25 protein-coding genes and 1 riboswitch are annotated in these 24,458 nt (G+C 68.5%); of the genes, 15 read left to right on the forward strand and 10 right to left on the reverse strand.

The annotated features are described in order from the left end of the window. The first annotated feature begins 117 nt into the window (after positions 1–117). Positions 118–1,440, forward strand: coding sequence for a lysine 2,3-aminomutase (locus AB0F17_RS63965; protein ID WP_358046642.1), 1,323 nt, complete (start codon positions 118–120; stop codon positions 1,438–1,440). A gap of 390 nt (positions 1,441–1,830) precedes the next feature. After that, positions 1,831–3,096 (forward strand): hypothetical protein, encoded by a 1,266-nt coding sequence (locus tag AB0F17_RS63970; protein ID WP_358046645.1) that lies wholly within the window; start codon positions 1,831–1,833, stop codon positions 3,094–3,096. A 427-nt stretch (positions 3,097–3,523) separates the two neighbouring features. Here AB0F17_RS63970 and AB0F17_RS63975 read toward each other — a convergent pair whose 3' ends face one another. The 3 genes from AB0F17_RS63975 to AB0F17_RS63985 form a co-directional block, all read right to left on the reverse strand. Then, the gene (locus tag AB0F17_RS63975; RefSeq protein ID WP_214644543.1) at positions 3,524–3,679 is read right to left on the reverse strand and encodes a hypothetical protein; all 156 of its coding nucleotides are present in this window, start codon (positions 3,677–3,679) and stop codon (positions 3,524–3,526) included. A 156-nt stretch (positions 3,680–3,835) separates the two neighbouring features. Then, positions 3,836–4,732, reverse strand: coding sequence for an ABC transporter ATP-binding protein (locus AB0F17_RS63980; protein WP_358046649.1), 897 nt, complete (start codon positions 4,730–4,732; stop codon positions 3,836–3,838). Further along, positions 4,725–5,657 carry an ABC transporter permease gene (locus AB0F17_RS63985; protein ID WP_358046652.1) on the reverse strand — a complete coding sequence of 311 codons (933 nt, stop codon included), beginning with the start codon at positions 5,655–5,657 and terminating at the stop codon, positions 4,725–4,727. The genes AB0F17_RS63980 and AB0F17_RS63985 overlap by 8 nt, the downstream gene beginning before the upstream one ends. Before the next feature lie 484 nt (positions 5,658–6,141). On the opposite strand from AB0F17_RS63985, the gene AB0F17_RS63990 reads away from it, so the two are divergent. From AB0F17_RS63990 to AB0F17_RS64010, 5 genes are all read left to right on the forward strand, one after another. Next, positions 6,142–7,779 carry an ABC transporter substrate-binding protein gene (locus AB0F17_RS63990; RefSeq protein ID WP_358046655.1) on the forward strand — a complete coding sequence of 546 codons (1,638 nt, stop codon included), beginning with the start codon at positions 6,142–6,144 and terminating at the stop codon, positions 7,777–7,779. Positions 7,780–7,901: 122 nt separating this feature from the next. Further along, on the forward strand, positions 7,902–8,846 hold the full coding sequence (locus tag AB0F17_RS63995; protein ID WP_358046658.1) for an ABC transporter permease: 945 nt from the start codon (positions 7,902–7,904) through the stop codon (positions 8,844–8,846). After that, on the forward strand, positions 8,839–9,777 hold the full coding sequence (locus tag AB0F17_RS64000) for an ABC transporter permease (RefSeq protein WP_358046661.1): 939 nt from the start codon (positions 8,839–8,841) through the stop codon (positions 9,775–9,777). Before AB0F17_RS63995 ends, AB0F17_RS64000 begins: the two co-directional genes overlap by 8 nt. 13 nt (positions 9,778–9,790) lie before the next feature. After that, the gene (locus tag AB0F17_RS64005; RefSeq protein WP_358046663.1) at positions 9,791–10,828 is read left to right on the forward strand and encodes an ABC transporter ATP-binding protein; all 1,038 of its coding nucleotides are present in this window, start codon (positions 9,791–9,793) and stop codon (positions 10,826–10,828) included. Beyond that, positions 10,812–11,828 (forward strand): dipeptide ABC transporter ATP-binding protein, encoded by a 1,017-nt coding sequence (locus AB0F17_RS64010; RefSeq protein WP_358046666.1) that lies wholly within the window; start codon positions 10,812–10,814, stop codon positions 11,826–11,828. Before AB0F17_RS64005 ends, AB0F17_RS64010 begins: the two co-directional genes overlap by 17 nt. Positions 11,829–11,921: 93 nt before the next feature. On the opposite strand, the gene AB0F17_RS64015 is transcribed toward AB0F17_RS64010, so the two are convergent. From AB0F17_RS64015 to AB0F17_RS64035, 5 genes are all read right to left on the reverse strand, one after another. After that, a complete protein-coding gene (locus tag AB0F17_RS64015) occupies positions 11,922–13,127 on the reverse strand; it encodes a lipid-transfer protein (RefSeq protein ID WP_358046669.1) in 1,206 nt (401 codons plus the stop codon). Beyond that, the gene (locus AB0F17_RS64020; RefSeq protein WP_358046672.1) at positions 13,103–13,507 is read right to left on the reverse strand and encodes a Zn-ribbon domain-containing OB-fold protein; all 405 of its coding nucleotides are present in this window, start codon (positions 13,505–13,507) and stop codon (positions 13,103–13,105) included. The genes AB0F17_RS64015 and AB0F17_RS64020 overlap by 25 nt, the downstream gene beginning before the upstream one ends. Before the next feature lie 26 nt (positions 13,508–13,533). Next, the gene (locus AB0F17_RS64025) at positions 13,534–14,892 is read right to left on the reverse strand and encodes a S8 family serine peptidase (protein ID WP_358046675.1); all 1,359 of its coding nucleotides are present in this window, start codon (positions 14,890–14,892) and stop codon (positions 13,534–13,536) included. After that, on the reverse strand, positions 14,889–15,674 hold the full coding sequence (locus AB0F17_RS64030) for a hypothetical protein (protein ID WP_358046677.1): 786 nt from the start codon (positions 15,672–15,674) through the stop codon (positions 14,889–14,891). Before AB0F17_RS64030 ends, AB0F17_RS64025 begins: the two co-directional genes overlap by 4 nt. A gap of 194 nt (positions 15,675–15,868) precedes the next feature. Then, positions 15,869–16,675 (reverse strand): SAM-dependent chlorinase/fluorinase, encoded by an 807-nt coding sequence (locus AB0F17_RS64035; RefSeq protein WP_358046680.1) that lies wholly within the window; start codon positions 16,673–16,675, stop codon positions 15,869–15,871. A gap of 116 nt (positions 16,676–16,791) precedes the next feature. Between AB0F17_RS64035 and AB0F17_RS64040 the strand changes: the two genes are divergently transcribed. The 3 genes from AB0F17_RS64040 to AB0F17_RS64050 are packed head-to-tail and all read left to right on the forward strand — an operon-like array spanning position 16,792 to position 18,531. Then, the gene (locus tag AB0F17_RS64040) at positions 16,792–17,094 is read left to right on the forward strand and encodes a DUF3263 domain-containing protein (protein ID WP_214644527.1); all 303 of its coding nucleotides are present in this window, start codon (positions 16,792–16,794) and stop codon (positions 17,092–17,094) included. A 33-nt stretch (positions 17,095–17,127) separates the two neighbouring features. Further along, a complete protein-coding gene (otsB, locus tag AB0F17_RS64045) occupies positions 17,128–17,898 on the forward strand; it encodes a trehalose-phosphatase (protein WP_358046704.1) in 771 nt (256 codons plus the stop codon). Positions 17,899–17,949: 51 nt separating this feature from the next. Then, positions 17,950–18,531 (forward strand): hypothetical protein, encoded by a 582-nt coding sequence (locus AB0F17_RS64050; RefSeq protein ID WP_358046683.1) that lies wholly within the window; start codon positions 17,950–17,952, stop codon positions 18,529–18,531. Here the strand turns inward: AB0F17_RS64050 and AB0F17_RS64055 are convergent. Together AB0F17_RS64055 and AB0F17_RS64060 are read right to left on the reverse strand one after the other, a co-directional pair. Further along, complete coding sequence (locus tag AB0F17_RS64055) at positions 18,509–19,672, reverse strand: MFS transporter (RefSeq protein WP_358046686.1); 1,164 nt, start codon at positions 19,670–19,672, stop codon at positions 18,509–18,511. The two genes, AB0F17_RS64050 and AB0F17_RS64055, sit on opposite strands and share 23 nt — an antisense overlap. A gap of 1 nt (position 19,673) precedes the next feature. After that, positions 19,674–21,098 (reverse strand): trehalose-6-phosphate synthase, encoded by a 1,425-nt coding sequence (locus tag AB0F17_RS64060; RefSeq protein WP_358046689.1) that lies wholly within the window; start codon positions 21,096–21,098, stop codon positions 19,674–19,676. A 31-nt stretch (positions 21,099–21,129) separates the two neighbouring features. Between AB0F17_RS64060 and AB0F17_RS64065 the strand changes: the two genes are divergently transcribed. The 5 genes from AB0F17_RS64065 to AB0F17_RS64085 all read left to right on the forward strand — a co-directional run. Next, the gene (locus AB0F17_RS64065; RefSeq protein ID WP_358046692.1) at positions 21,130–21,684 is read left to right on the forward strand and encodes an RNA polymerase sigma factor; all 555 of its coding nucleotides are present in this window, start codon (positions 21,130–21,132) and stop codon (positions 21,682–21,684) included. Positions 21,685–21,763: 79 nt separating this feature from the next. Continuing rightward, positions 21,764–21,904: riboswitch (SAM riboswitch) on the forward strand. 13 nt (positions 21,905–21,917) lie between these two features. After that, a complete protein-coding gene (gene thrC / locus AB0F17_RS64070) occupies positions 21,918–23,150 on the forward strand; it encodes a threonine synthase (RefSeq protein WP_358046695.1) in 1,233 nt (410 codons plus the stop codon). 23 nt (positions 23,151–23,173) lie between these two features. After that, positions 23,174–23,449: a MoaD/ThiS family protein gene (locus AB0F17_RS64075; RefSeq protein ID WP_358046698.1), complete on the forward strand. Its 276-nt coding sequence runs from the start codon at positions 23,174–23,176 to the stop codon at positions 23,447–23,449. 239 nt (positions 23,450–23,688) lie between these two features. Then, the gene (locus AB0F17_RS64080; RefSeq protein WP_173525743.1) at positions 23,689–23,889 is read left to right on the forward strand and encodes a cold-shock protein; all 201 of its coding nucleotides are present in this window, start codon (positions 23,689–23,691) and stop codon (positions 23,887–23,889) included. 309 nt (positions 23,890–24,198) lie between these two features. Further along, the coding region (locus AB0F17_RS64085; RefSeq protein ID WP_358046701.1) for a TCP-1/cpn60 chaperonin family protein at positions 24,199–24,458 on the forward strand (260 nt) is incomplete at its 3' end.

Here is a 24,458-nt window from a genome sequence, read left to right on the forward strand (position 1 = left end):
CTTGGAGCCCAAGGGAACCGGGGACGCTGTGCATAGCGTCCGGGTATAAGAACCGTAGACGCATGACAGGCGGCTGAGGTTTACAGCGGATCGAACAAAAAAGATGGGAAAGGCCTAGTGATCTTGAACCAGGCGGGCACGCGCCGCTTCCGGGCGTACACGTCCAAGCACCTCGACGAGCTCCTGCAGCGTGCGGGGCTCGACGATGAGCAGCGGCTGAGGGTACGCGCCGTTGCCACGGTGCTGCCCTTTCGGACGAACGCCTACGTGGTGGACGAGCTCATCGACTGGTCGGCGGCGCCCGACGATCCCATATACCGTCTCGTCTTTCCCCAGGAGGACATGCTTCCGTCCACGGACGTCGCCCGGCTGGCCGATCTGCTGAAGGCCGAGGCGCCCAACGTGGAGATCCAGGCCGAGGCCAACCGGGTGCGCGCGCAGCTCAACCCGCACCCGGCCGGGCAGAAGGAGCTCAACGTTCCCCGGATCGGCGAGGAGCCGGTGCCGGGGCTGCAGCACAAGTATCCCGAGACCGTGCTCATCTTCCCCAAGCAGGGGCAAACCTGTCATGCCTACTGCACCTACTGCTTCCGGTGGGCACAGTTCGTCGGGGACGCGGACCTGAAGTTCGCCTCCGACGACATCGGGCAGATGGTCTCCTACATCCGCCAGAATCCCTCGGTCACCAGTGTGCTGATCACTGGTGGCGACGCCATGATCATGGGCGAGTCGGTGATCAGGCGATATATCGAGCCGCTGATCGGCCTGGAGCAGTTGGAGTCGATCAGGATCGGCACCAAGGCGCTGGCCTACTGGCCGCAGCGGTTCGTGTCCGACCCCGACGCCGACGCCACGCTCGAACTGTTCGAGCAGGTCGTGGACGCGGGCAAGAACCTGGCGTTCATGGCCCACTTCACGCACCCGCGCGAGCTGGAGTCGCCACTGGTCGAGTCGGCGGTCAAGCGGATACTCGGCAGCGGGGCGACGATCAGGACCCAGGCGCCGTTGATCCGGTCGATCAACGACGATCCCGCCGTGTGGTCGAGCATGTGGCGGCGGCAGCACACAATGGGGATGATCCCGTACTACATGTTCGTCGAGCGCGACACCGGCCCGCAGGACTACTTCGCGGTCCCGCTCGGGCGGGCGCACGAGATATTCAGGGACGCCTACTCGACGGTCTCCGGGCTCTGCCGGACCGTCCGGGGGCCTTCCATGTCGGCCACTCCGGGAAAGGTGTGCATCGACGGGGTGACGGAGATCGCCGGTCAGCGGGTGTTCGTGCTCCACTTGATTCAGTCCCGCGACCCCTCTCTGGTCGGCCGGCCGTTCTTCGCCGAGTACGACCCGTCCGCCCGGTGGCTGACGGATCTGCGGCCGGCGTTCGCCGATCGGTTCCCCTTCGAGATCGCCGTGGAGGACATGCTCGTGCCGGCCTGAGCGGTCAAGCGCGTGTCCCGCAAGCGGAAAGATTGAGCCCCCGGCCCGTGACAATTGTTTTCCCGGCCGTTGTCAACGGGCCGTTGGGGTGCACCTTCCGAAGGCGGGTGACGTCAACGGAATATCCGAAATAGGCCCCTGCTATTTCGCCATTTGTCTCCCGACTCGACGCCTCGTCCATGATCGCTACCAGGGCCCGGAAGGCCGTGTGACACGGACTTTCCGCAGTCTGCGTCCCGCCGGCGGCGGTGATACAACTGCGTCGGTAGCTCAGCCGGGACGGCGCGCTTCGTGTGGTGCCCATAGCGTGTACGCCGCGGCATTCGGGGGTTATCGATACGCATCTCCGTTGTATTCGAGAGCGATCGATCACGAGCCGGGAAGGCAAATATGAAACCTGTAATCAAACTGGCGGTAGCCGTCGCCGTATTCGGACTGGCCGCGGTGCCGGTCGGGCCGGCGGCCCAAGCCGAGGCCCGCGATTCCGCGGTCGGGACCCTGCCGGGGGGCGGGGATCCGATCCGTGGTCTGAGCGGTCTGTTCGGCGGCGTCGGCCAGGGTCTCCTGCTGGGTGGGCAGCTCGGAGCTCCGGGCTCGGCCAGCCGGGTCAGCCCCGAGCAGCGGCCCAACGTCGAATACGTCGGAAGCCGCTTGAACCCCCCGCCAAGCGTGCGCTCGGGCGACCGTACGGGCAAGGCGCGGGTCACGGGCGACCGTACCGGCATGGTGCGGGTCACGGGTGACCGTACGGGCACGGTGCGGATCACGGACGAAAGTACGGGCAAGACGTGGATCGCGGACGATCGTACGGGCAGGGCGCGGGTCACGGACGGCCGTACGGGCAAGGCGCGGGTCACGGACGGGGTGCCCGCTGCGTCGCGTCCGGTCGAAGGGCGTACGGGGTCGACACGGGCAACGGGCCGGGTGCCCCGCACGTCGCGGCCCGCCGAGAGCCACGCGGACGAGGCGCGGGGCACGGGTTGGCAGGCGGACAAGGGGCGGGTTACGGGCTGGGGGCCCGCTGCCTCGCGTCCGGTCGAAGGGCGTACGGGGTCGACGGGTCAGTCGCCCCGCGCGTCGGCTCCCGTCGAGAGCCGTACGGACAAGGCGCGGATCACGGGCCGGGGGCCCGCCGCCTCGCGTCCGGTTGAGAGGCGTACAGGGTCGACGCGGGTTACCGGCGGGGTGCCCGCTGCCACGCGTCCGGTCGAGGGGCGTACGGGGGCGACGCGGGTCACGGGCCGGGTGCCCCGTGCGTCGCGTCCGGTCGCGTCCATCGACGAGATCGCCCCGCTCGTCGAGGACGCGTCCCGCGCGGTCTCGACCGCCGGGGCCAAGGCCGCTGCGGGCCACAGCGACAAGGTGCTCCCGGCCACTGAGGCGGGGGCTGCCATGAGCCACAGCGATGCGGTGGTCGCTGCCAAGAGGGCGGGCGACGCGGTGCTCCCGGCCACGGGGGCGAGGGCCGCTGTGAGCCGCAGGGACGCGATGGTGCCGACTGCTGGGGCGAAGGCCACTGTGAGCCGCAGGGACGCGGTGCTCCCGGCCACGGGGGCGAAGGCCGCTGTGAGCCGCAGGGACGCGATGGTCCCGGCTGCGGGGGCGAAGGCCGCTGTGGGCCGTAGGGACGCGATGATCTCGACCGCCGCGCGATGACGGGCGAGGTCTCGGACTACTTCTCCCACGACTGATCGTGGTGCCTTCCGGATGCCGGCCGCTCGGGCCGTGGCGGAGGTTCGCGGGCTTCAAGGTGCCGGTGCTCGGGAACGGGCCGCGGCGGCGACGAGGCGTCGCGTCCGGCGAGGCGCATGATCGAGGGTGGTGCGTCCCCAGGTGCGGGACGCACCGCCGCAGAACCGGCGTGGCCGGTCGGCGAGCCCCCAATGGTGCCGGGTACTCGCTACGGCCGCCGCGCACAGGTCGCGAGCCGCCCGCGAGAGCGGGTGGTCTCATGACCGGCCCGGGCGGACACGCCCTGGCATGGGTCGCGCTCGTGCACCGCGCCGCACTGCAGGGCTGAGGCGCAGCGTGAGTCGCACCCGCCGCCGGCCCCGGATCTCCGGGGCCGGCGGCATTCTCGTGTCTACGGCAGGCGTACGCCGGTGCGGCGGGCGATCTGGGCCTGCAGTCTGGCCATCTGCCAGTGAAGGTCGACGAGTTGCTCGGTCAGTTGGGCCCAGGGAACGTCTGCCACGTCCTCGACGGCCAGGTGGTCGATCGCGGCCGCAAGCTCTCCCATCGCACGCTCCCGCTCCATCGGCATCCTCGTATCGAAACAACGTTCGAATGATATCGGAACACCGGCCACGCTGTCAGTCATTTGCCCCGCGAGTCGCCCGGGCATGACAGATCCGCGAACGCCTGAACGTGGCGTCCGCGGAGTGCGGTGGGGAGATCAGCCCTTGTTGTAGGCGGCGAGGACTTCCTTCGGGTCGCCGTCCATCTTGATCTTGCCCTTGTGCAGCCAGATGACCCGGTTGCAGGTCTCCTCGATGACCTTGAGGTCGTGAGCGACGAGGAAGACCGTGCCGGCCGACTCGCGGATCTGCCTGATGCGTTCCTCGCTCTTGCGGCGGAACTCGCGGTCGCCGGTGGCCAGGGCCTCGTCGATCAGGAGCACGTCGTGGGTCTTGGCCGAGGAGATGGCGAAGCGCAGCCGGGCGCCCATGCCGGAGGAGTAGGTGGACATCGGTAGCTGGACGAACTCATCGATGCCGGAGAAGTCGACGATCTCCTGGTATTTCTCCCTGACCTCGCTCGGGGTCATGCCCATGGCGTAGCAGCCGAGCACGATGTTGCGCTCGCCCGTGAGCTCGCGCATGAGCGCCGCGTTGACGCCGAGCAGCGACGGCTGGCCGTCGGTGTAGACGGCACCCGCGTGCGGCGGCAGGAGGCCGGCGATGGCGCGCAGCAGCGTGGACTTGCCCGAGCCGTTGCGGCCGACGACGCCGATCGCGTCGCCGTGGTAGGAGACGAAGGACACGCCCTTGACGGCGTGCACCTCCTTCATCTCCGGGCGGCCCTGGCGCTTGAGCAAGCGCGTGAAGGCGTTGACCGCGTTGCCCTTCTCGTTGTCGCTGGCCGCGCCGTAGACCCGGTAGACGATGTGGAGGTCGTCGACGATGACCGTGGGCGTGCCCGTGGGGACGTCCAGAGGCCGCTTGCCGGCGGGGGCCGGATTGGGGTGCACCCTGACGTCCTTGTTGGGCACGTTCTTCTCGGGAACGGCCTCGTCGGGGACGGCGGGCTCCTGGCCCTTCACCTGTGACAGCTCCTTGGTCAGTTCAGCCACGCCCGTACCTCTCCTCAGCCCGCCAGAAGTACCAAAAGCCGAAGCCGAGTGCGAACACTGCCCAGAATACGCATGACACCAACACCATCGGCGGGGGGTTGTGCCCGTTCTCGGGATGGTAGGTCTTGATGAGGATGTCGCGCATCCACTCGATGTACGAGGCCGCGGGATTGAGATACATCACATTGGCCACCCACTGGGGCAAATGCGCGGAGTTGACCACCTTGTCCTGGATCGAGAAGAAGACACCCGAGGCGTAGAGCCAGGTGCGGGTGATGAACGGCAGCAGCTGGTTGAGATCGCGCATCGAGGAGCCGAGCCGGGCGATCACCAGGCCGGCGCCGATGTTGAACAGCGTCTGTAGCAGCAGCACGACCGGGATCATCAACCAGAACCAGGTCGGCCACTCGCCGGTGGCCGCCACGAGCACCAGGAGCACGCCCATGGAGATGGCGAGCTGCTGGAGCTCCTGGATCGTGTAGGCCAGCGGGAGGGAGGCCCTGGGGAAGTGGAGCGCCCGGATCAGCGAGAGGTTGCCCGAGATCGACTTGGCGCCGGCGGCCACCGTCCGCTGCGTGTAGGTGAAGACGAAAATCCCGGTCAGCAGGAAGGCCGGGTAGTTGTCGATGTTCTTGTTGCCCCCGAGGATCAAGCCGAACATCAGGAAGTAGATGCCGGCGTTCAGCAGCGGGGTCAGTACCTGCCACAGCTGGCCCAGAGCCGAGCTGGAGTACTTCGAGACGTTGCGCGAGGTCGCGTACGTCAGGATGAAGTGTCGCCGCTCCCAAAGCTGGCGTACGTAGACAGGAAACCTCGGCCGTGCGATGGCACGACGAAGTCCGTATCGCGCGGCGAGCTTGGCCAGCGGCTCCCCGCTTCGGCCGCCCGCCTGGGCGTCCGCTACAGCGGATTCCGGCTGGCTCATGGCAAGGACTCTATTGGATCCGGCTCGGTGAGGTGTCTGCCGCGACGGTTCGCGACAGACTGTTGGACGGTGTCCTGCGCTGCCCGGTTCCAAGGCTGGTCCGAGGGCATGTCAAGAGTTGTTCAACCGTGACTCAGCGACACGCGGGATGGCGGTTAGGGCGTGACCAGTGGCGTCAAGGGGGTATTTTTCATCAACTGTTCACGTCCTACGGTGTCCGCTTTAGGGTTTCCTTTGTGGCTTTGATGCTCTCTGCGAGAAATGACTGTGACGTTGGATAAGCGCACGTGTGACCGAACTGCAACGCACCAGAGACTCGCTGGTGGCAAGTAGTAAGGGATAGTCGCGATCGACTGGCAGGGCGTCGGCTGGTTTGACCAGGTCAGCCAAACCCGGGGGACGACAAGGCACCCCCGTCAGGCTGCTCACGATCATCGCAGCTCAGCGCTTACGCCCACCTGTTTGAGGGAGGAATCTTTTTACCATGCGTGTTACTAAGGGCGCACAGATCGTCGCCGGTACCGCGCTGCTAGCCCTCGCGGTCGCCGCGTGTGGCGGCGGCGGAGCCACGACCGGCAACCCCGCGTCGGGCGGAGCCGGCGACACTCCGGTCCGCATGGAACTGGGCGAGCCGCAGAACCTGCTGGTCCCGTCGAACACCACGGAGTCGGAGGGCGCTGAAGTCCTCGCCGCGGTGTTCGAGCCGCTCGTCAACTATGACGAGAACAAGCAGGTCGTCCTGGCGGCGGCAGAGTCGATCGAGAGCACCGACAACAAGGTGTGGACGATCAAACTCAAGCCTTACACGTGGCAGGACGGCACGCCGGTCGAGGCGCAGAACTACGTCGACGCGTGGAACTACGCGGCCAACCAGGACAACGCCCAGGGCGCCGGTTACTTCTTCGGCCGCGTCGAGGGTTACGCCGACCTCAACCCCGGCGAGGGCAAGCAGGTCGCCACCAAGGAGATGAAGGGCCTCAAGGCGGTCGACAACTCGACGCTGCAGGTCACGCTCACCGCGCCGTTCTCCCAGTTCAAGACCATGCTGGGCTACACCGCGTTCTACCCGCTGCCCAAGACCGCCTTCGGCGCCGACGGCAAGGTGACGGCGGAGTACGGCGAGAAGCCGATCGGTCAGGGCCTGTTCAAGCTGGACAAGCCCTACAAGAAGGGTACCGATCAGGCCATCGACCTGTCGGTCTACGACAAGTACCCGGCCAAGAAGCCGACCGGCTGGACCAAGCTGCAGTTCAAGCTCTACAACAGCTCTGAGACGGCCTACAACGACCTGCAGGCCGACAACGTCGACATCCACGACTCGCTGCCCGCCTCGGCGATCTCCAGTGCCAAGACGGCGCTCGGTGACCGCTACCAGGACCAGCCGGACGCCGGCGTCGGGTACATCGGCTTCCCGCTGAAGTACAGCGACGAGTACAAGGACGTCAAGGTTCGTGAGGCCATCTCGATGGCCATCGACCGGAAGACCATCGCCGAGACGGTCTTCAGCGGCACCCGTTCGCCGGCCGACGACTTCATCAACCCGGCCATCGACGGTTACCGCCAGGGCGCCTGCCAGGCCTGCCAGTACAACCCCACCAAGGCCAAGGAGCAGTACGCCACGGCCAAGGGCCCGGCGAAGCTGGAGCTCGGCTACAACGCCGATGGTGGGCACAAGGAGTGGATCGAGGCCGTTGCCAACAACCTCCGCGCCAATCTCAGCGTCGAGGTGACGGTCAAGCCGTTCGAGAAGTTCGCGAACATCCTCGACGACCTGGACGCCAAGAAGTACAAGGGTATGTTCCGGATGGGCTGGGCGATCGACTACCCGTCCGCCGAGAACTACCTGACGCCGATCTTCTCGACCGGCGCCATCAAGACCGGCTCCAACTACGCCGGCTACTCCAACAAGGAGTTCGACGACACGGCCGCCAAGGGCGACCAGGCGCCGACTCCGGCGGAGGGGCTGAAGTTCTACCAGCAGGCGGACGACATCCTCATCAAGGACCTTCCGTACATCCCTGTGTACTTCTACCGTAACAACTCGGGATACTCGACCAAGGTCAAGAACGTCAAGATCAACCTGCTCAACCAGGTTGAGTGGGCCGACGTCGAGAAGGCCTGACGCTGTTCGCGGGGGTGGGCGCTTAGCCGCCCACCTCTCGATAGCCCGCCATGAAGGCAGTCATTGGGGCCGTGAACCCCAGGTCCCGGCGACTGCCTTCTTGGCATGTACGGGAGGCTTGAATGGGCCGTTACGTTATTAGGCGCCTTATCCAGGCGATACCAGTCCTGCTGGGCGCCACCCTCTTCATCTTCGCCATCGTCTTCGCGCTCCCTGGCGATCCCATCGCGGCGCTTGCCGGCGAGAAGAGGCAAGACCCCAACATCGTCATGATCTTGCGCGACCAGTACCACCTCAACGATCCGTTGTTGCTCCAGTACTGGTACTACATCAGTGGGATCTTCCTCCGGGGAGATTTCGGCAAAACCTTTGCCGGTGTGCCCATCACCCAGTTGATGGCGGGGAAGTTCCAGGTCACGTTGAACCTGGCGCTCGTCGCCCTCGTCATGGAAGCGGTCATCGGCGTCCTGCTCGGCCTGTGGGCGGCGCTGCGCCGAGGCCAGGCGATCGACACCATGATCCTGGCCGCGACGCTGCTGCTCATCTCCGTCCCGCCGCTGGTGACCGGCTTCGTGCTGCAGCTGTGGCTGGGCGTCTGGCTGAAGCAGGCCGTGGGCACCGAGATCTTCCCGATCGCGGGCATCAGCGCGGGGCTGAGATCGTACCTGCTCCCAGGATTCGTGCTGGCGGGTACGTCGATCGCCTATCTCACCCGGCTCACCAGAACGAGCCTGGTGGAGACACTGAGATCCGACTACATCCGAACAGCGACCGCGAAGGGGCTTTCCAGACGAAGAGTCATCGGCCGGCACGGGTTGCGTAACGCGCTGATCCCCTTGGTCACCTTCCTGGGCGCCGACCTCGGCTCGCTCATGGGTGGTGCGGTGATCACCGAGACGATCTTCAACATCCCGGGTATCGGCCTCCAGATCTACCAAGGCGTATATCTACGAGAGCAACCTATCGTCGTAGGTATCGTGACAATTCTGGTGCTGGTCTACATCGTGGCGAACCTGGTCGTGGACCTGTTGTACGCCGTGCTCGATCCGAGGATTCGCTATGAGTAACGACCCACAGGCCGGACCTGTGCAGACCGTCACTGCGCCATCCCCTCCGGGCAAGCTCAAGAAGGAGGCGAAGCCGGCGAGCCTCTGGGGCGACGCCTTCTATGACCTGCGACGTCGGCCGATGTTCATCCTTTCGGTCGTCCTCATCGCGATCCTGCTGGTCATGTCGCTCTGGCCGTCGCTGTTCACCTCGGTCAACCCCTTCGACGCCAAGACCTGCGAGCTGGCCACGGCCAGGCAGGGGCCGAGCGCGGGCCACATCTTCGGTCGCGACAGCCTCGGCTGCGACGTCTACGCCAGGGCGATCTACGGTGCGCGCAACTCGATCGTGATCGGCGTCAGCACCACCATCATCACGGCGGTCGTCGGCGGTCTGCTCGGCCTCGTCGCGGGCGCCCGCGGCGGAGCCATCGACACGCTCTCGTCCCGCATCACGGAGGTCTTCTTCGCGATTCCGTGGATCCTCGGCGCGCTGCTCATCACCGCCACGTTCCGGAGCGCGGACCTGGGCATCTGGATCGTGGTCATCGCGCTGGCCGTGCTGGCCTGGCCGATGACGTTCCGCATCATGCGGGCCGCCGTCATCACCGCCAGGAACCAGGACTTCGTGGTCGCGGCCCGGGCGCTGGGCGCCAGCCAGAGCCGGGTCATGTTCCGGCACCTGCTGCCGAACGCGATCGCCCCGGTGATCGTCGTCTCGACGATCAACCTCGGTGTGTTCATCTCGGCCGAGGCGGCGCTGTCGTTCCTGGGAGTCGGGGTTCAGTCCCCGGACATCTCCTGGGGCCTGATGATCGCCGACGCCCGCAACCGGTTCCTGGAGGCGCCGCTGCCGCTGGTCTTCCCGGCGGTGTTCCTGAGCATCACGGTGCTCGCGTTCATCATGCTGGGCGACGCCGTACGCGACGCTCTCGACCCGAAGCTCAGGTAGGAAGGGGGTTCAAGTGAGAAAGGCATCAACGGACGTGTTGCCCGCCGAGGGAGGGCTGGGCAACGAGCCGCTGCTCGCCGTGGAAGATCTGCACGTGGAGTTCGCCACCCGCGCGGGCATCGTGCGTGCGGTCAACGGGGTGAGCTACTCGCTCAGCCCCGGTGAGACTCTCGCCGTGCTGGGGGAGTCGGGTTCCGGCAAGTCCGTGACCGCTCAGGCGATCATGGGCATTCTGGACATGCCGCCGGCCCGCATCCCCAAGGGTGAGATCCGCTTCCGCGGCACCGACCTGCTGAAGCTCTCGGAAGAGGCACGCACCCAGGTGCGGGGCCAGCGGATCGCGATGGTGTTCCAGGACGCGCTGTCCGCGCTCAACCCGGTGTTCACCGTGGGCTGGCAGATCAGCGAGATGTTCCGGGTGCACCGTGGCATGTCCAAGCGCGACGCCGTCAACAAGGCGATCGAGCTCATGGACAAGGTTCGCATCCCGGCCGCCAGGCAGCGCGTCAACGACTATCCGCACCAGTTCTCCGGGGGCATGCGGCAGCGCATCATGATCGCCATGTCGATCGCGCTGGACCCCGAGGTGCTGATCGCGGACGAGCCGACCACCGCGCTCGACGTGACCGTCCAGGCCCAGATCATGGAGCTGCTCGCCGAGCTCCAGCGTGAGAGCAACATGGGCATGATCCTCATCACGCACGACCTCGGCGTCGTCGCCGACGTCGCCGACAAGATCGCGGTCATGTACGGCGGGCGGATCGTGGAGAACGCCCCCGTTCACGACATCTACAAGACCCCGGCCCACCCCTACACCAAGGGGCTGCTGGAGTCGATCCCCCGGGTCGACCTCAAGGGCCAGGAGCTGTACGCGATCAAGGGCCTGCCGCCCAACCTGCTCGACATGCCGACCGGCTGCGCCTTCCACCCGCGGTGCCCGTATCGCCAGGACAACTGCGTGACGGACAACCCCCCGCTCTACGAGATCAGCGGCACACGCAGCAGCGCGTGTCACTACTGGAGGGAGGTCCTCGATGGCGACCAAGGGTGAGCGCATTCTCGAGGTCCGTGACCTGGTCAAGCACTTCCCGCTGACCCAGGGCATCTTGTTCAAGAAGCAGATCGGCGCGATCAAGGCGGTCGACGGCGTCTCGTTCAGCCTCAACAGGGGCGAGACGCTGGGCATCGTGGGCGAGTCGGGCTGCGGCAAGTCCACGCTGGCCAAGGTGCTGATGGCGCTGGAGCGGCCGACCTCGGGCTCGGTGGAGATCAACGGCCGGGACATCGGCAAGGCCACCGGCGGCGAGCTCAAGCGGATGCGGCGCAACATCCAGATGGTGATGCAGGATCCGTACACCTCCCTGAATCCCCGCAAGACGGTCGGCGACATCATCGGTGAGCCGTTCGACATCCACACCGAGGTCGCCCCCAAGGGCGAGCGCCGCCGAAAGGTGCAGGAGCTGCTGGAGGTCGTGGGCCTCAACCCCGACCACATCAACCGCTACCCGCACCAGTTCTCCGGCGGGCAGCGCCAGCGCATCGGCATCGCCCGAGGGCTGGCGCTCCAGCCGGAGATCATCGTCTGCGACGAGCCGGTCTCCGCGCTCGACGTGTCGATCCAGGCCCAGGTCATCAACCTGCTGGAGCGGCTGCAGAACGAGCTCGACCTGGCGTACATCTTCATCGCCCACGACCTGTCGGTGGTGCGCCACATCTCCGACCGGGTCGCGGTGATGTACCTCGGCAAGATGGTCGAACTCGGCAAGGACACCGAGATCTACGACAAGCCCGCTCACCCGTACACGCAGGCGCTGCTGTCGGCCGTGCCGGTCCCCGACCCTGAGGGCCGCGAGCAGCGCGAGCGGATCATCCTGCAGGGCGACCCGCCGTCGCCCGCCAACCCGCCGTCGGGCTGCCGCTTCCGCACCCGCTGCTGGAAGGCGCAGGAGATCTGCGCGGAGGAGGAGCCGTTGTTGCAGATCAGGCCGGGGACGGCGCACGAGAGCGCCTGCCACTTCGCCGAGACGCACGACGTGGTCCACGTCGGCTGACCACCGGCGCCAGGCCCTCCGCGGGAGCTTTCCGCGGAGGGCCTTTTCGCGTGCGGTCGCCGGCGTACGGCGGGTCGTGGGTGCATGGCTGGGTCAGCGGGTTGCTATGACGGCCGAGCCGTGGCCGAACAGGCCCTGGTTGGCGGCCAGGCCGACCCTGGCGCCCTCCACCTGGCGCTCGCCCGCCCGGCCGCGCAACTGCCGGGTCAGCTCGCAGACCTGGGCGATGGCCTGGGCGGGGATGGCCTCGCCGAACGAGGCGAGCCCGCCCGACGGGTTCACCGGCACGCGCCCGCCGAGCGCGGTGTCGCCCGCCCGCAGCAGCTTGCCGGCCTCGCCGGGGGCGCAGAGGCCCACGTCCTCGATCCAGTCCAGTTCGAGGGCCGTGGACAGGTCGTACACCTCCGCGAACGACACGTCACCGGGCCCGATGCCCGCCTCCTCGTAGGCGGCGTGCGCGATGGCGGCCCTGAAGGGACGTTCCGGAGGGGGTACGGCGGCGGACGAGTCGGTCGCGAAGTTCGGCAGCTCCAGAACCGTGTTGGGGAACGTGGGCGTCACCGTCGACACGGCGGCGATGCGCACCGGGTCCGCCACGCCCAGTCCGCGGGCGTACGCCGGCGAGGCCAGGACGAGCGCGGCGCCGCCGTCCGAGTTCGCGCAGATGTCCATGAGCCGCAGCGGGTCGGCCACCATGGGCGAGGCCAGAACCTCCTCGGCCGTGACGGCCTTGCGGTAGCGGGCCATCGGGTTCAGCGAACCGGCCAGGGAGTTCTTGACCTTGACAGCGGCGAAGTCCTCGGCCGTCTCGCCGTACAGGGCCATCCGCCTCCGCGCGTAAAGCCCGAAATATGCGGGATTGGTGGCACCGAGCAGCCGGAACCGCAGCCAGTCCGGATCATCCGGGCGATCGCCGCCGACCGGCTTGAAGAAGCCCTTGGGCGTGGCGTCCGCGCCCACCACCAGCGCCACGTCGCAGAGCCCCGCCATGATCCGGGTCCGCGCGATGTCGATCGCCTGCGCCCCCGACGCGCACGCCGCGTAGCACGACGCGATGCGGGCGCCGGACCAGCCGAGGGCCTGCGCGTACGTGGCTCCGGCGACGAACCCCGGATAGCCGTTCCTGATCGTGTCGGCGCCCACCAGGAACTGGACGTCGGTCCAGGCGATCCCGGCGTCACGCAGCGCCTCCCTGGCCGCCGCCACGCCGTACTCCGCGAACGGCCTGCCCTGCTTGCCCCACGGATGCATGCCCGTGCCCAGCACCACGACGCTCACGATGCGCGACCCCACATCCATACCAGCGGTCCGTCGGCCAGCGGGCCGTGGGTGAGCTCGACCTCCATGCCGACCTCCAGCTCGTCCACCGTGAGGTTCTTGACCTGCCCCAGCACCACGATGCCCGCGCCGGCCAGCTCCACCGCCGCCAGCGTCACGGGCGTGTACGGCTCGGCGGCCACGAACGGCTCGGGCGGCGGGTAGGAGGCGCTCGTGTACGACCAGACCCGCCCGCGCCTCGGCAGCCTGGTCTCCTCCATGGACTCCCCGTCGCAGTGCGGGTTGCGGCAGAACCCGCGCTGCGGCGGGAAGCAGACCGTGCCGCACGCCGCGCACCGGGTGCCGATCAGGTGGGTGCCGTCCTCTTCTATGGCGAACCAGCCGTCGATCGCAAGGCTCATAGGCAGGAGTATCACACAAGCGCTTGCTAGGTTGCATCCCTCCCGCGCCACCGGTGCCGTACGAGCACCCGGGCCGACATGGCCGCCGTCAGCAGCACCATGCCGAGCACCACCGGCAGCCGCGACGACGGCGGCGGGGAAACCGGGCCATCGCCGAAGTAACCGCCGCTGCCCACGCCGCCCGCGGCCGACGTGGTGGCGGGACTCGCCAGGCGGTCGGCCGCGCGCAGGGCGAGCAGCGCGTTGGCCACCCCGTGCCCGGACGCGCGACTGTAGCCGTCGGCGGGCCGCCGCCTGGTGCCCAGCTCGATGGCCGTCCGTACGTGGTACGGCGACAGATCGGGGTGGGCCGCCTTGATCAGCGCGGCGATGCCCGCCACCATGGCGGCGGCCGAGCTCGTCCCGTCGCCCACCACGTACGAGTCGGCGCCGTCGGCGGTCACGATGCCCGTCCCCGGCGCGACCACCGAGAGGTAGTCCTGCCGGTTGGAGAACGCCGCCACCTCCAGCGCCTGGTCGACCGCGCCCACCGCGATCACGCCGGGGTAGGCGGCGGGGAAGTTCTTCCTGTTCGTGGTGTCGCCGTCGTTGCCGGACGAGGCCACGAGCACGGCGCCGCGGCTGATCGCGTACTGGACGGCCTCCTCCTCGGCCGCCGAGCCTTCCCAAGCGCCGCTGCCGCCGCCGAGGGACATGCTGATCACGTCGGCGCCGTGGTCGACCGCGTAGCGGATGCCTCTGGCCAGGGCGTCGCGGCCGCCGGCGCGCTGCTTCTCGCGGAGCGGGTCGCCGTTCTCCAGCGTGACCCTGATGGACAGCACACGGGCGGCGGGCGCGATCCCGATCACGCCGCTGTCCGCCGGGGCGCCTGCTGCCGAACCGCTCCGCACGAGGCTGCCCGCCGCGAAGGCGCCGCTCTGCGCGGCATCGCCTGTTGCCAAGGCGCCGCTCTGTGCTGAGTCGCGGGTTGCCGAGGCACTGTGGCCGTTCTGTGCGGTGCCGCCCGTTGTCGAGGCGTGGTGGCCGTGACCGGCGATGAGGCTGGCCATGGCGGTGCCGTGGTGGCCCCACATGACCGGCTCTCCGGCGTCGCCGGTCAGGTCGGGGCCGGTGATCACGGCGCCGGTCAGGTCGGGGTGGCGGGCGTTCACGCCGGTGTCGAGCACGGCTACCAGAACGCCGTCGCCCCTGCTCAGCCGCCACGCCTCCGGAAGGCGCAGCGTGGCGAGCTGCCACTGGGCGGCCCGCGCCACCGAGCCGACGTCGTCCGAGGAGGACGGCCCCGCCCCGGCCACCAACAGCCCCGCCGAGAGCGGCCCGGCCACCAGGAAACCGGCCAGCAGCGACCCGGCCAGCGGTAGCCTCGCTGCCAGTGGCCCGGTCATCTGGTCAGGCTTCGGTGCAGGACCGTGGCCAGTCGGCGGGCGGTGTCTCCGAGGCGTCTGGCGGCGAGGTCGCCCGGCTTGTACGGCCGGCCGTCCGCGTATCCGGCGGCCGTCGCCACGACGTAGGCGTCGTTCGACGAGATCAGCGCGCCGGTGACGTACTGCGACTCGCCGAACCGCTCGGCCGGCCCGTCGGGAAACGCCACGGGCCGCACGGTCGGCGGCCGTCCCACGACGGTCCCAGACCGGTCAACCGGCGCACCGGCAGTCGCCGCCAGCTCCGGTAAGCGCCTGGCGCCGGTCTCCGGCAGAGGCCCCGTGCCGGTCTCCGGCCCCCGGCCCGGCAAGCGCGCGGTCCCGGTGCCCGTCTCTGACGGCCCGCCAGGCAGGCAGCCGGTGTCGGTGTGTGACGGTTCACTGGGCGGACGGTCGCTGCCGGTGTTCGAGGACCTGTCGGACAGGCGGCCGCCGCCGGTCTCCGGTGGCGCGCTGGGCGGATCGCCCCCGGGGGGTTCCGCGGGCAGGTGGGCGGCTGGGGTGGTCAGGACCGCTATGCCGACCGTCGCCACGAACGTCTGCGTGCTGTCCGTGTACGTGGCGCGTAACGCCGTCACGCACCCCCGCAGCAGCCGCAGGACCCCAGGCTGGAAGGCCACCCGGCAGGGTGCCTCCGGGGCGACGCCGGCCAGGACATAGGTCACGCGGGCCCCGGAGGGGCTGGTGCCGGGTACCGAGCCCGGGAACACCCTGGCCACCGGCCACGCGTGCCAGCGCTCCGGCACGGGTGGCTCCGCCGACGGCAGGGCCGCGAACAGTAAAGAGAGCAGCGCAACAGAAAAAGGGAACAACGTGCACCTCGCGGGCAGGGGAGGGGTAGCCCGATGCCCGTGCATTCTGACATGTGATCGCCGGTTCAATCTGACGCTTCAGTAAACAGACCGATACGCGGTGTAATTTCCCTTTGATGGCTTTCGTCTTAAGGGGAGGGTGAAAGCCGGACATGGGCGCCGGGTGGCAGGCCGAGGCGCTGGGCCGCGTCACCCGAGTTCACCGCTATCGCGATCAGCCCCGCCGAGTCGGCGAAGGCCACCAGTTCGCCCGGCGGCACGGCCGCGAACGTCTCCCGGTACGGCAGGGCCAGTTGCCTGCGCCCCAGCCAGACCCCGATCGTGTCGCCGATCCGCACGCCCAGCGCGGCGAGGTCGCCCGCGGCGATCGACAGTTGGGTGTTGCCGTAGCGGTCGACCGAGACCACCTCGCCCTCGACGGAGCCTTCGCGCAGTTGCGAGGTCGGCTCCGGCAGCGAGATCAGCCGCGAGAGCGGAACCTCGGGTCCCAGGTCGGCCGGTTTGAGCCCGAGGCACAGCCGCCCGGCGACCGGTGCGAACACGTCCCGCCCGTGGAAGGTCGGCGAGACGGGGTGCAGGAAGTGCTCGGGGTTGCTGATCTCGTAGGCCGCCTCCGCCCCGCCGCAGGCGTGCATGGCCCACGACAGGAGCCCGTTGTCGGGGCCGATGAACACCCGCCCGCCCGCCTCCACGGCGACCGCCCGCCTGGCTCCGCCCGCGCCGGGGTCTACTGCCCCGATGTGTACGCCTTTCGGGAGATATGGGATGGTCTGGGAGAGTATCGCGGCGCCGCGCCGTACATCGCCTGACGGGATCAGGTGGCACACGTCGATCACCCGGGCCTCGGGGGCGATCGCGGCTATCACTCCGTGACAGGCCGCCACATAGCCATCTTCGAGCCCGTAGTCAGTGAGAAGTGTGATGACTGAGGTCACATTTGGTGACTGTACGTCTCTCAATCCGCCGTGAACACCCGCACTCCGCACATTACGATTGGCACGGGCCCGCGTGCCCACGATGTGATCGTCGCGCGCCCTCCGAGGAGGACACCATGGACACTGCACCGGTCAGCGGTGACAGTGCTGCCCAGGAACCGTCCCGACAGCCCCTCTCCGAACGCGATCTCGAGCTCCTCGCCTTCGAGCGCCACTGGTGGCGTTACGCGGGTGCGAAGGAGCAGGCCATCAAGGAGACCTTCGGGTTTTCGGCCACCCGCTACTACCAACTCCTCGGCGAACTGATCGACCGGCCGGAGGCGCTCCAGCAGGATCCCATGCTGGTCAAGCGGTTGCGCCGGCTGCGTTCCACTCGCCAGCGCGACCGCGCCGCCCGGCGGCTTGGCATGCGCCCCTGACCTGCTGGGTAAGGCAGGCGCGTGAAGAACAACATGGAAGCGATCATGAAGGATCCGGCGGGAGCCGTGATCGGGCTCGACTTCGACGGCACCCTTTCGCCGATCGTGGCCGATCCCGCCTCCGCCAGGATCCATCCGGAAGCGCCCGCCGTCCTCACCGAACTCGGCAGACATGTCGGGGCGGTGGCGATCGTGACCGGCAGACCGGTGGTCACGGCTCTGGAGCTCGGGCCCGGCCTGGCCGATGTGCCCGGCCTGGTGATACTGGGGCATTACGGGTTCGAGCGCTGGGAGGACGGCCGGATCTCGGCGCCGCCGCCCCCGCACGGCGTGCTCCAGGCCGAGGCGGAGCTGCAACTGCTGCTCGGCTCGCTCGGCGTGAAGGGCGCGACGATCGAGGACAAGGGCCGGGCGGTCGCCGTGCACACCAGGCGCAGCCCCGACCCCGAGGGCGCGCTGGCGGCCCTGCGCGAGCCGCTGGCCGCGCTGGCGGACCGGCACGGGCTGGTCGTCGAGCCCGGCCGGCTGGTGCTCGAACTGCGGCCGCCGGGCATGGACAAGGGGCACGCGCTCGGCCTGTTCCTGACCGAACGGGCTGCCCGGTCGGTCATGTTCGTCGGCGACGATCTCGGCGACCTGGCGGCCTTCGACGCGGTCGAGAACTCGGGGCTGCCGGGCGTGACCGTGTGCAGCGGCTCGGCCGAGGTGACCGCGCTGGCCGAGCGGGCCGACATCGTGGTGGACGGCCCCGACGGCGTGGTGGCCCTGCTGCGGGAGCTGGCTTCGGCCCTCAGCCGGTCCTGACTTCTAGCCGCTCCCAATCTGTCTGCAAGCGCGTGTCGGTACATTCGCGAAATGTCGAAGAGAAACCTTGCCGTGGCGGGTCTCGCCGTGGCCGCCGCCCTCCTCGTGGCGGCCGCCCCCGCCTCCGCGAGCGCCGTGAGTGCCGCCGGTCATCCGCTCAAGCTGCGCAACGGGCTGACGCTGTCCCTGCCGAGCTCATGGAAGGTGTACGGAAAGGGCGACTGGCTCCATGTCGTCACCGGCAAGTGCGCCAAGCCCAAGGGGGCGTACTTCACTCCGGAATGTGATGGCTTCTGGGTGCTCGGGCCCGCGGCCGTCAAGGTGGGGCACGAGCTCAACCCGTACACGCCCGACGGGCCCTTCTACTCGGCGACCGATGTGGAGCCCTGCCCGGTCAACCACAAGTGGGGCCAGGTGCTCCACGGCGCGGCGGCGAAGGGGCTGCGCCAGGTCGGGCCGGGCCACAAGGCGTACTACCGCGCGTGGAAGGGCACCTGCGTCTCCGGGACGGGCAAGGTGCGGGCCCATTTCGTCCAGCGGGAGTGGTACCTGCCCAAGACCGGCGTGCTCGTCGTCGACTCATGGAACACTCCTGGCCTGCCCGGCGTACTCAAGGACGCGGCCTGGCGATGAGCACCCCGCCGGCGGCCAGGCCGATGAGGACGGGGACCAGCAGGAACGCGTTCCAGGTGCCGAAGCCGTCGGCGAGCGCGCCGAGTGCGAGCGGACCGACGGCCATCGCGGACCCGGCCCAGATCGGGGCGGCCGCGCCGGCCCGGTCCGGCCGGTCTCCGGCGTGCGTGATGAGCCCGGTCAGCGCGAGCGGGAAGTGCAGGGAGGCGCCGACCCCGCTGAGCGCGAGACCGGCGTAGGACAGGACGGGCAGGGTGCTCAGCCAGAAGAGCAGCCAGCCCGCCGCGGTGATCGCCAGCGCGCCCAGGAAGAGCCGCGCGGGCGGCAGACGTAAGGCCAGGTACGCGCCGCCGAACCGGCCCGCGCCCAGCCCGGCGAGGAACGCGGTCAACCCGGTGGCCGCGGCGGCCGCGCTCAGGCCGGTGCGCGTCGCGAACAGCTCGGCGGCCCACAGGTTGAACGTGAACTCCAGCGCCACGCAGCAGAACAGCACGCCGCCCGCCACATGGAAGCGCCACCCGGGCCGCGCGGGCCGCTCGCCGGTGGACGGGGCCGCCACGGTCGTGCTCCGGGTCCAGACCCGTCCCATCGTCAGGGCCAGCAGCGCGGTGAGCGCCGGGGTGAGGAGCAGGGCGGCCCGCCAGCCGAGCGCGGTCTGCGCGATCGTGCTGAGCAGGAACGTCGCCGCCATGCCCACAACGACGCCGACGGCGTTCGCCTCGCTGATCGCGGCCGGGCCCGCCGGTCCGTGGTGCTCGGTGAGCGCGGCCATGGCGGTGTAGAGGGCGATCGAGCCGAAGCCGCCGGCCACGCCGTAGCCGAGCAGCGTCAGGGGCAGCGCGGAGGTGAGGACGACCAGGAGTACGCCCGCGTTCATCCCGGCGAGGCCGACCCAGGTGGTGACCCGCCTGCCGTAGCGCCTGGTGAGGAACGTGAGGGAGAGCCCGGCGAGGATCGTGCCCACGGCCATCGCGGTGCCGTGCAGGCCGGCGACCGTGCCGGAGGTCCGCTGGTCGAGGCGCAGGAGCGGCAGGGCGCCGCTCAGGCCGTAGATGAACGTGGCGAACGTGCCGAGCTGCAGGTAGATCAGCCAGGTCGGCCGGTCCCTGGCCAGGCGGACGCGCTCTGAGATCGACGACATCCTAGGCCAGCGCGTCCAGCTGGGCGGCGAACCACTTCTGCGGCGGGAGCGCGGTGGCCGCGGCCTCCAGCAGGTCGCGGCGGCGCATGCGCTCCTCCTCGGGCATGACCAGCGCGTCGTGCAGCGCGATGGCGGTGCCGGTCACGTCGTAGGGGTTGACCATGAGCGCGTGCGCGCCCAGCTCGGCCGCCGCGCCCGCCTCGCGCGACAGCACCAGCGTGGCCCGCGGCGACAGGATCGGGCCCTCCTTGGCCACCAGGTTCATGCCGTCGCGGATCGGGTTGACCAGCAGCACGTCGGCCAGCCGGTAGGCGGCCAGCGAGCGCGGGTAGTCGTCGTTGACGTTGAGTATCAGCGGCTCCCAGTCCTCGGTGCCGAACTCGTCCTCGATCTCCTGGGCGCAGCGCTGCACCGAGGCAGTGTATTCGCGGTATTCGGGCAGGTCGTGCCGGCTGGGATAGGCGAACGCCAGGTGCACCACCCGGCCGTGCCACTCCGGATGCGCGAGCAGGAACTCCCGGTAGGCCACCAGCCCGCGGACGATGTTCTTGGACAGCTCGGTGCGGTCGATGCGGACGATCAGCCGGCGGTCGCCGACCTGCTCCCTGAGCGCGGCCATGTTGGACTCGACGTCGGGCTCGTGGGCTCGCTCCCACAGCGCCGCGCCGTCAACCCCGAGGCCGTGCACGCCGATGTGGGTGGTCCTGCCCTCGTGCGTGACCGTACGGCCGGTCAGGTCCACCTCGGCGCCCAGCAGGGCGCGGCAGCAGTCCATGAACGCGCCCGCCCAGCGTTCGGTGAGGAACCCGGCGTGGTCGGCGCCCAGGATGCCCTCCAGGACCTCGCGGGCGACCTCGTCGGGCAGCAGCGAGAAGTATTCGGGCGGCGCCCACGGCGTGTGGCTGAAGTGCGCGATGCGCAGGTCGGGCCGCTCGGCGCGGAGCATCGCCGGGGTCAGCGTGAGGTGGTAGTCCTGGACCATCACGCGGGCCTCGTGCCCGGCCTCCTCGGCCAGAGCCAGCGCGAACGCGCCGTTGTAGTCGCGGTAGGACTCCCACTCCCGCTGGAATTTGGTGCCGAACAGCGGCGCGTTGGGGATGTCGTAGAGCAGGTGGTTGACGAACCACAGGGTGGAGTTGGCCACGGCGTTGTAGGCGCGGTGGAAGGTGGCCGGCGGGATGTCGAGCATCCGCAGCGCGCCCGTGTCGTAGCCGGCCTGGTCGAGCCGGCCGCCGGGCGCCTGGCGTACGGCGCCCCGGTCGCCGTCGGACAGGGCGGCGCAGATCCACAGCGCGCCGTCGCCCTTCATGACCCCGGAGAGCCCGGACACCAGCCCGCCACCACCGCGCTTCATGGTCAGCACACCGTCGTCGGAGACGGTGAACGAGACGGGTCCTCTGTTAGAGGCGACAAGAACGCTGTTCATTAAAGTTCCCTCCGACCATAGGATCCCAGCTATGGCGCTTGATGAGCTAACCGAGGAACTGGCCCGCTCCGCCGCTGCCGGAGATCATCGCGCACTCGGTGAGCTCCTGAAGCGGATCGAGCCGGACGTGATGCGGCACTGCGCCCGAATCCTCCCCTATCACCAGGATGCCGAAGAGGCATCACAGGACACCCTGCTCGCCGTCGCGCGCAACATCGGGCGCTTCGAGGGGCGGGCCAGGTTCAGCACCTGGCTGCACATCGTGACGGCCAACTGCGCGCGTACGACATACCGCACGCTGAAGCGCCGCTCGGCCGAGCAGACCTCCGACGAGCTGCCCATGCAGAAGCCCGACGCGCGGCGGGTCAGCGTGATCGCCGGGTCGCGGCTCGACCTGCTCGACGCGATGGAGGCGCTGGAGGCCGACAAGCCCGACCTGGCCCAGGCGCTGGTGCTGCGTGACATCGTGCAGCTCGACTACAACCAGGTCGCCGAGCAGCTCGGCATCCCGCTCGGCACCGCCAAGTCGCGCATCCACCAGGCGCGCAAGTATGTTCAGGGCGTGCTGGGCGACGATTACCGCTGAGACCGTACGTCTCGCTTGGTGAGACGGACGGTCGCTCGACGGGCCTGGCCAGGTACAGTCAGAGCAAACAACTGAATATTGCTCATCCAGAGGGGTGGAGGGACCGGCCCTGCGAAGCCCCGGCAACCCTCCCGGATTCAGACTCGCGACCTGGCGAGGCCGACCGGGACAGGTGCCAATTCCGGTCTGCGGTCAAGGTGGCCGCAGGCGAAGATGAGGGAAGGCCTCGCTTCATGTCGCTCGATTTCGGACCCGCCGTAGCCCTCTCCTGCCGCGAGTGCGGCACCCGCTACGACCTCGGCCCCAACTTCGCCTGTCTGGAGTGTTTCGGGCCGCTGGAAGCGGCCTACTCCTTCGGTGACATCACCCGGAAGGACATCGAGTCCGGTCCCGCCAACATCTGGCGCTACCGTTCGCTCCTCCCCGTCCCGGTGGACGTCGCCACCAAGCCGAACATGAACCCCGGCTGGACCAAGCTCGTCAAGGCCGGCAACCTCGGCCGGGCGCTGGGCATCAAGTCCCTGTACGTCAAGGACGACTCCGGCAACCCCACCCACTCCTTCAAGGACCGGGTGGTGGCCATCGCCGTCGAGGCGGCCCGTAACTTCGGTTTCCACACCCTGTCGTGCTCGTCCACCGGCAACCTCGCGGGCGCCGTCACGGCCGCCGCCGCCAGGGCCGGGCTCGACGCCTGCGTGTTCATCCCCGCCGGGCTGGAGCAGGCCAAGATCGCCATGGCCCGGGTGTTCGGCGGCAAGCTGGTCGCCATCGACGGCTCCTACGACGAGGTCAACCGGTTCTGCTCCGAGCTCATCGGCGACCCGCTGGGCGACAAGTGGGGCTTCGTCAACGTCAACCTGCGGCCCTACTACGCCGAGGGCTCCAAGACGCTCGCCTACGAGATCGCCGAGCAGCTCGGCTGGCGGCTGCCCGAGCAGATCATCATCCCGGTGGCCTCCGGCTCGCAGCTCACGAAGATCGACAAGGGCTTCAAGGAGCTGGTCACGCTCGGCCTGGTCGAGGACCGGCCCTACAAGATCTTCGCCGCGCAGGCCAAAGGCTGCTCGCCCGTGTCGACCGCCTACAAGGCCGGCCTCGACGTGGTCCAGCCGGTCAAGCCCGACACCATCGCCAAGTCGCTGGCCATCGGCAACCCCGCCGACGGCCCGTACGTGCTCGACATCGCCCGCCGCACCGGCGGGGCGGTGGAGGACGTCACGGACCCCGAGATCGTCGCCGCCATCAAGCTGCTGGCCTCTACCGAGGGCATCTTCGCCGAGACGGCCGGCGGCGTCACCGTGGGAGTGCTGAAGAAGCTCGTCGAGACCGGGCAGCTCGACCCGGAGGCGGAGACCGTGGTGCTCAACACCGGCGACGGGCTCAAGACGCTCGACGCCATCGCCGACGACGCCAAGCCCACGGCAGTGATCCGGCCCTCTCTCGACGCGTTCCGCGCGGCTGTCTGACAACCAGGAAAGGCGAGTTAATCATGAGCGTTTCTGTGCGGATTCCCACCATTCTGCGCACCTACACCGGGGGTACCGCGGAAGTGAGTGGGGAGGGTGCGACTCTCCGTGACGTGCTGGCGAAGCTCGACTCGGACTACCCGGGGATCGGCGCGAGAATTCTTGATGAATCGGGCAAGATTCGTCGTTTTGTCAACGTTTACGTTGGCGAAGAGGATGTCCGTTTTGCCGATGGTCTTGACACGGTAGCCCCCGAAGGCACGCAGATCTCCATCATCCCGGCGGTCGCCGGAGGGTGACCACCCGCTCACGTCAGAAGGCGCTCCTATCTGGGGCGCCTTCTGCTTTTTCCGACAATTCAATGTTGAACTACTCACTCGCGGATGAAATGCGTAATTTGTAGATTGACTCTGTTGCCAAACGCTGTGCCACAGGTATGGTCGAGGGCGATCGCCTGGTGATATCTCCATAAGTCGGGCGATTGAGGGTCTCGCGTTGGAATGGGCGGGATCTATGAGCCCAGTAAGAGGAGTCGGAAGTGGCGCAGGGCACCGTCAAGTGGTTCAACGCGGACAAGGGCTACGGCTTCATCGCGGTAGACGGTGGTAAAGATGTATTCGTCCATTACTCAGCGATCATGATGGACGGCTATCGCTCCCTCGAACAAGGCCAGCGCGTCGAGTTCGAGATCACCCAGGGCCAGAAGGGCCCCCAAGCGGAGGCCGTCCGAGCGGTCTGAATCACGAAGTTGGTAAGTACCGGCAGGTCGCACGGCTCCGCAGTCCGGGCGAAACCGCCATTCCTCCTTCGTCGACTCGGTTACGGCGGGTCCATGACGGGCCCGCCGTACTGACTGACCTGGGCATGCGGGTGCATCGGCTTGCACTCGGCAGGGTAGAGTGCTAAACAGTTCGTTGGCACTCTCTGTCCGAGAGTGCCAGCACTGGATCGGGACGATGGGGTCTGCCGCACGGAGATGCAGGCCCATGCCGTCGCGGGCGTCGGCTCGGTCCATTGAAGCCACCCTGCATCTGGGAGGTCTAGCCTTATGGCAGCCAAGATGATCGCGTTTAACGAGGACGCCCGGCGCGGTCTCGAGCGCGGCATGAACCAGCTAGCCGACGCCGTCAAGGTGACCTTGGGCCCCAAGGGCCGCAACGTCGTGCTGGAGAAGAAGTGGGGCGCGCCCACGATCACCAACGATGGCGTGTCCATCGCCAAGGAGATCGAACTCGAAGACCCGTGGGAGAAGATCGGCGCCGAGCTGGTCAAGGAAGTCGCCAAGAAGACGGACGACGTCGCGGGTGA

Source organism: Nonomuraea sp. NPDC026600, assembly GCF_040638335.1.
In the GTDB taxonomy this organism is placed as follows: Bacteria; Actinomycetota; Actinomycetes; order Streptosporangiales; family Streptosporangiaceae; genus Nonomuraea.

Bases quoted from the DNA above. Each gene is read 5' to 3' on its own strand.
- AB0F17_RS64065 (WP_358046692.1), top strand. From the start codon at position 21,130: ATGGCGCTTGATGAGCTAACCGAGGAACTGGCCCGCTCCGCCGCTGCC.
- AB0F17_RS64075 (WP_358046698.1), top strand. From the start codon at position 23,174: ATGAGCGTTTCTGTGCGGATTCCCACCATTCTGCGCACCTACACCGGG.
- AB0F17_RS64000 (WP_358046661.1), top strand. From the start codon at position 8,839: ATGAGTAACGACCCACAGGCCGGACCTGTGCAGACCGTCACTGCGCCA.
- AB0F17_RS64050 (WP_358046683.1), top strand. From the start codon at position 17,950: ATGTCGAAGAGAAACCTTGCCGTGGCGGGTCTCGCCGTGGCCGCCGCC.
- AB0F17_RS63985 (WP_358046652.1), bottom strand. From the start codon at position 5,657: ATGAGCCAGCCGGAATCCGCTGTAGCGGACGCCCAGGCGGGCGGCCGA.
- AB0F17_RS64040 (WP_214644527.1), top strand. From the start codon at position 16,792: ATGGACACTGCACCGGTCAGCGGTGACAGTGCTGCCCAGGAACCGTCC.
- AB0F17_RS64055 (WP_358046686.1), bottom strand. From the start codon at position 19,672: ATGTCGTCGATCTCAGAGCGCGTCCGCCTGGCCAGGGACCGGCCGACC.
- AB0F17_RS63995 (WP_358046658.1), top strand. From the start codon at position 7,902: ATGGGCCGTTACGTTATTAGGCGCCTTATCCAGGCGATACCAGTCCTG.
- AB0F17_RS64025 (WP_358046675.1), bottom strand. From the start codon at position 14,892: ATGACCGGGCCACTGGCAGCGAGGCTACCGCTGGCCGGGTCGCTGCTG.
- AB0F17_RS63970 (WP_358046645.1), top strand. From the start codon at position 1,831: ATGAAACCTGTAATCAAACTGGCGGTAGCCGTCGCCGTATTCGGACTG.
- AB0F17_RS63975 (WP_214644543.1), bottom strand. From the start codon at position 3,679: ATGGGAGAGCTTGCGGCCGCGATCGACCACCTGGCCGTCGAGGACGTG.
- AB0F17_RS64010 (WP_358046666.1), top strand. From the start codon at position 10,812: ATGGCGACCAAGGGTGAGCGCATTCTCGAGGTCCGTGACCTGGTCAAG.
- thrC (WP_358046695.1), top strand. From the start codon at position 21,918: ATGTCGCTCGATTTCGGACCCGCCGTAGCCCTCTCCTGCCGCGAGTGC.
- AB0F17_RS64020 (WP_358046672.1), bottom strand. From the start codon at position 13,507: ATGAGCCTTGCGATCGACGGCTGGTTCGCCATAGAAGAGGACGGCACC.
- AB0F17_RS64060 (WP_358046689.1), bottom strand. From the start codon at position 21,098: ATGAACAGCGTTCTTGTCGCCTCTAACAGAGGACCCGTCTCGTTCACC.
- AB0F17_RS64015 (WP_358046669.1), bottom strand. From the start codon at position 13,127: ATGGATGTGGGGTCGCGCATCGTGAGCGTCGTGGTGCTGGGCACGGGC.
- AB0F17_RS63990 (WP_358046655.1), top strand. From the start codon at position 6,142: ATGCGTGTTACTAAGGGCGCACAGATCGTCGCCGGTACCGCGCTGCTA.
- otsB (WP_358046704.1), top strand. From the start codon at position 17,128: ATGGAAGCGATCATGAAGGATCCGGCGGGAGCCGTGATCGGGCTCGAC.